Here is a 3,849-nt window from a genome sequence, read left to right on the forward strand (position 1 = left end):
CCCTTTGTGGCGCCCGAAACGCCGCCGCGCAGCCGGTGCACATCCTCGCCCATGATGATGATGCGCGCGTCCTGCTCCATGGCGCGCGCAATCACCTCGGACGCGGCAACCATGAACTTGACCGGCCTGGTGTCGGCCGGCGGCACGTCCTCGATCTCGAGGAAGCGCTCGCCCTTCAGTTCGGAAAGATCGCCGCGGATCTGGTTGTCGACGTCGCTTGGGTCCGGCCACAGATGATCAGGAATGCGCAGCGCGTTGCCGCTCATCTCGGTCAGGGAATCGGCAGCGGTGTTGACCACCTCCATGACGCGCTGGTCGAGTGTACCGAGGTCCGAAGCGTTCAGGATGCCCATCGTCTTCAGGCGAGCCGCCATCGTCGCAAGCGGGTCGCGCGCTTTCCAGACGTCTTCCTCGGCGCGCGTGCGGTAGCCGAATTCGCTGCCCGGGCGGGCGCCGCTCTGGTGTAGAAACCGATAGCAGAGCGCCTCGACCAGCACCGGGCCGCCGTCTTCCTCAATCGTCCGGCGCGCCTCGCGCATGGCATGGTGGACTGCCACCACATCCATGCCGTCGCATTCGATGCCGCGAAAGCCGAGCATAGGTCCGCGCGAGGCCAGCCGCGTCTCTCGCGTCTGCTCATTGATGTGCGTGGAGACGGCATAGAGATTGTTTTCGGCGAAAAAGATCACCGGCAGCCGGTAGAGCGCGGCGATGTTCATCGCCTCATAGGCCGGCCCTGCCATCATCGTGCCGTCGCCGAAGAAGGCGACCGAGATGTTGCCGGTGCCGAGCAGTTTGTCGGCGAGCGCATAGCCCGCCGCGTGCGGCAGGTTGCCGCCGATAATGGCGCTGGTGCCTGGGATGCCGGAGGCATCGTCGCGCATATGCATCGAGCCGCCACGGCCGCCGCAATAGCCTGACTTGAGGCCCATGATCTCGGCCATCAGGCCGCGAACCGATCCCTGCATGCCTGGGTTGAAAGCATCATGCAGCGGGTCGAATCCGCCGGGCGTCTGCGCGTTGACAAGCTTGGCCAGCACCTGGTGATGGGCACGGTGGGTGCCGTTGATGCGGTCGCCGGTGCCGAGCACGGACATGGCGCCGACCGCCGTGGCCTCTTGTCCGATGCTGGCGTGGGCCGGACCATGCACCAGCCCGGCATTGGCCAGATCGAGCACCTTTTCCTCGAAACGGCGGATGAGCAGCATCTGGTGATACCAGCGCACCAGGCTCGACACCTCGGCGTCGGTCCAGTCCGAATCATCGACATCTAGCCGCAACCAGGGCGCCGATGGCTGGATCGATGTCTGCTGGACCATGTCAGCTATTTCCGCTCTGGTAGATGATATATCAAATATTTTCTCAGTCGATTGGGCCGTTCATTTTTCCTGGGGGCACGACGCTGGCAAGAAGGTTGCAGGCAAATGGAATTAAATTTCATTTTTGCGAGAAGGCAAAGACTAAGCCGGGACGGCGCGGTTCCGCAAGAGGAATTTTGAGACTGCTAGCAGCGCCGATGTCGGTTTCTTGGGCCGACAGGTTTTCTCACGTATTGGATATTGGTATGATATAATCACACCGACATTATAGGAGAAATCATGGCTGCCACCGAAAAGCGCACCTTCAGCCTGCCAACAGAGCAGGCTGCTTTCATCGACCGTCTCGTTGAATCAGGAACCTACGCGACCAGCAGTGAAGTGATCCGCGCCGGCCTTCGCGCCCTGCAAGAGCGCGACGCGGCCGTAGAGCGCTGGCTCCGCGAGGAGGTTGTGCCGACCTATGACAGGTGGAAGGCGGATCCTTCCCGAGTTATCCCAGCCAACCAGGCTTTTGACGACATCCGCGCTCACCACGCCGCCCGCTTTAAGAGGGATGTGTGAAGCGCCGGCATATTGTTCTGTTGCCGGAAGCCTTAGCGGACTTAAGATGGATATACGACACCATCGAGATCGCCGCCGGCAACGTCACGGCCATACGCTATATCGAGCGTATCGAAGCCTACTGCCAGGGTCTCGACTACGCCTCGGAGCTCTGCGGCCAGGGCCTTCGGGTTGTCCGTTTCGAGCGCCGTGTAACGGTGACCTTTACAGTGGAATCCGACCAAGTGGTGATCTTCCGTGTGTTCTATGGCGGCGCCAATTGGGAGGATGAGCTCTAACCTGCAACGGGAAAAGCGTAACCCGCTTAGCTGTCCGAACCCGGGCTATCGGTCGACCCGATGCTGGAAGAACTGCAAAAACAATTCCCGCTCCGTGGTGATGTCGAGCTTCTCGTAGATGCGCCGGCGATGGTTCTTGACCGTGCCGACGGTGATGCCGAGGCGTTCGGCGATGTTGGCCGTCGGGTGACCGGCGAGGATCAGTTGGACCAATTCCCGCTCGCGTAGTGACAGCTCCGGCCACAGGCTGGCTGGAATGGTCGGTTCCCGCCGGGGCGAGGCGCCGGGGCCTGTCGGCGCTGACGTGCGGGAGAATTCCGTTCCGCGCGCCTTGATGTCGAGCGCATGCAGCGCCTCGAACACCGGCAGCCGTTCATCCAGCAGGGCGATCTCGCTGTCCTTGAATGGCGTGGTCGAGCGGTCGAGGAAGATGCCGAGGCACCAGTCGCCGCCGTCCGCCAGCATGATGCCGACCTCGTCGCAGATCTCCGACTGCGCCAGGAAGCCGGCTATGTACTGGCCGCGCTTGGCCTCATCGTTGGCAAGCCGTTTCAGCGGCATGATGCCCAGCCTTCGCTCGCGTCGCCACGACGCATAGAACGGGTCGAAGACATAGTAATTGTCGAGATAGCGCCGGACCATTTCGTCCGAGAAGCGTCGGTGTTTGATGAATTCGGGTGTCTGCGTCGTCGAATAGCGCGTCACCGTGACGAGGTCGTGCTCGATATCCGCGCCGATCAGGTCGATCAGGCAGTCGACATGCCTGTCCGTGCCGGTGGCGGCGATCGCTTTGGCGAGCGGCGCCCAGATGGTCCCCATGCGCATGCCCTTTTTTCGGCGATGTCAGCTCAGCCGTCATTATGTCTTTAGGCATATGGCGCGAAGCCGCCCATCGAATCTAGCCTTGCGTCAACCTAGACCAGATCCCGAGGCGACCGTGACCCAACCCAATCTCACCGGCCCCATCGTCGGCAATCCAATCGTCATCGGTATCGACGCCGGCGGCACCATGACCGACACGATCCTTGTCGATCAGGACGGCCACTTCAAGATCGGCAAGTCGGCGACCACGCCGAAGAACGAAGCCGAAGGTTTTCTCGCGTCTGCCGAGGACGCGGCGGATGCCTGGGGCATCTCGCTGGAATCATTGTTTTCCGGCGTCAACGTCGTGCTCTATTCCGGCACCGGCATGCTCAACACACTGTTGTCGCGCACCGGCCGCCGGCTCGGCCTGATCACCACCAAGGGCCTCGAGGACATGATCCTGATGGGCCGGGGGCTGCAGGCCTGGGCCGACTATTCCTATGCCGACCGGCTGCATGCCGTCACCCATCACCATCCAGATCCGCTGGTGCCGCGCCGCCGCACGCATGGCGTCACCGAGCGCATCGACCAGTTCGGCGACATCGTGTTGCCGCTCTACGAACACGAAGTCTCCGCCGCGGCGAAAAAATTGATCGCCGACAAGGTCGAGGCGATCTGCATCATGACCATCTTCTCACATGTCAATCCGGTGCACGAGAAGCGCATCGCAGAGATCTGCCGCGCGGAGGTCGACAAGGCCGGTGCCGACATCATCGTCTACACCAGCCACGAGGTTCGTCCGGTCATCCGCGAGCAGTCGCGGCTGAACTCGGTGCTGATCGAGGCCTACGCCACGTCGCGCGGCCGCAAGCAGCTCAAGGGCATTG

At 62.1% G+C, this 3,849-nt stretch carries 5 protein-coding genes; 3 read left to right on the forward strand and 2 right to left on the reverse strand.

Going from position 1 to position 3,849, the window contains the following annotated elements; genetic code table 11:
* Positions 1-1,319 (reverse strand): thiamine pyrophosphate-dependent dehydrogenase E1 component subunit alpha (locus tag EN750_RS22785; protein ID WP_245482772.1); only part of this gene is annotated, 1,319 nt, incomplete at its 3' end.
* Positions 1,320-1,598: 279 nt separating this feature from the next.
* Here EN750_RS22785 and EN750_RS22790 point away from each other — a divergent pair.
* The gene (locus tag EN750_RS22790) at positions 1,599-1,880 is read left to right on the forward strand and encodes a type II toxin-antitoxin system ParD family antitoxin (protein WP_023811572.1); all 282 of its coding nucleotides are present in this window, start codon (positions 1,599-1,601) and stop codon (positions 1,878-1,880) included.
* Between the two features lie 20 nt (positions 1,881-1,900).
* Positions 1,901-2,158: a type II toxin-antitoxin system RelE/ParE family toxin gene (locus tag EN750_RS22795; RefSeq protein WP_245482773.1), complete on the forward strand. Its 258-nt coding sequence runs from the start codon at positions 1,901-1,903 to the stop codon at positions 2,156-2,158.
* 45 nt (positions 2,159-2,203) lie between these two features.
* Here EN750_RS22795 and EN750_RS22800 read toward each other — a convergent pair whose 3' ends face one another.
* Positions 2,204-2,983: a LuxR C-terminal-related transcriptional regulator gene (locus tag EN750_RS22800; protein ID WP_127397718.1), complete on the reverse strand. Its 780-nt coding sequence runs from the start codon at positions 2,981-2,983 to the stop codon at positions 2,204-2,206.
* 184 nt (positions 2,984-3,167) lie between these two features.
* Between EN750_RS22800 and EN750_RS22805 the strand changes: the two genes are divergently transcribed.
* Positions 3,168-3,849 (forward strand): hydantoinase/oxoprolinase N-terminal domain-containing protein (locus tag EN750_RS22805; RefSeq protein WP_281062315.1); only part of this gene is annotated, 682 nt, incomplete at its 3' end.

This window comes from Mesorhizobium sp. M7A.F.Ca.ET.027.03.2.1, from assembly GCF_003999175.1.
Classification (GTDB): Bacteria; Pseudomonadota; Alphaproteobacteria; order Rhizobiales; family Rhizobiaceae; genus Mesorhizobium.

Coding starts and splice junctions, on each gene's coding strand:
- EN750_RS22800 (WP_127397718.1), bottom strand. CDS start 2,983: ATGCGCATGGGGACCATCTGGGCGCCGCTCGCCAAAGCGATCGCCGCC.
- EN750_RS22790 (WP_023811572.1), top strand. CDS start 1,599: ATGGCTGCCACCGAAAAGCGCACCTTCAGCCTGCCAACAGAGCAGGCT.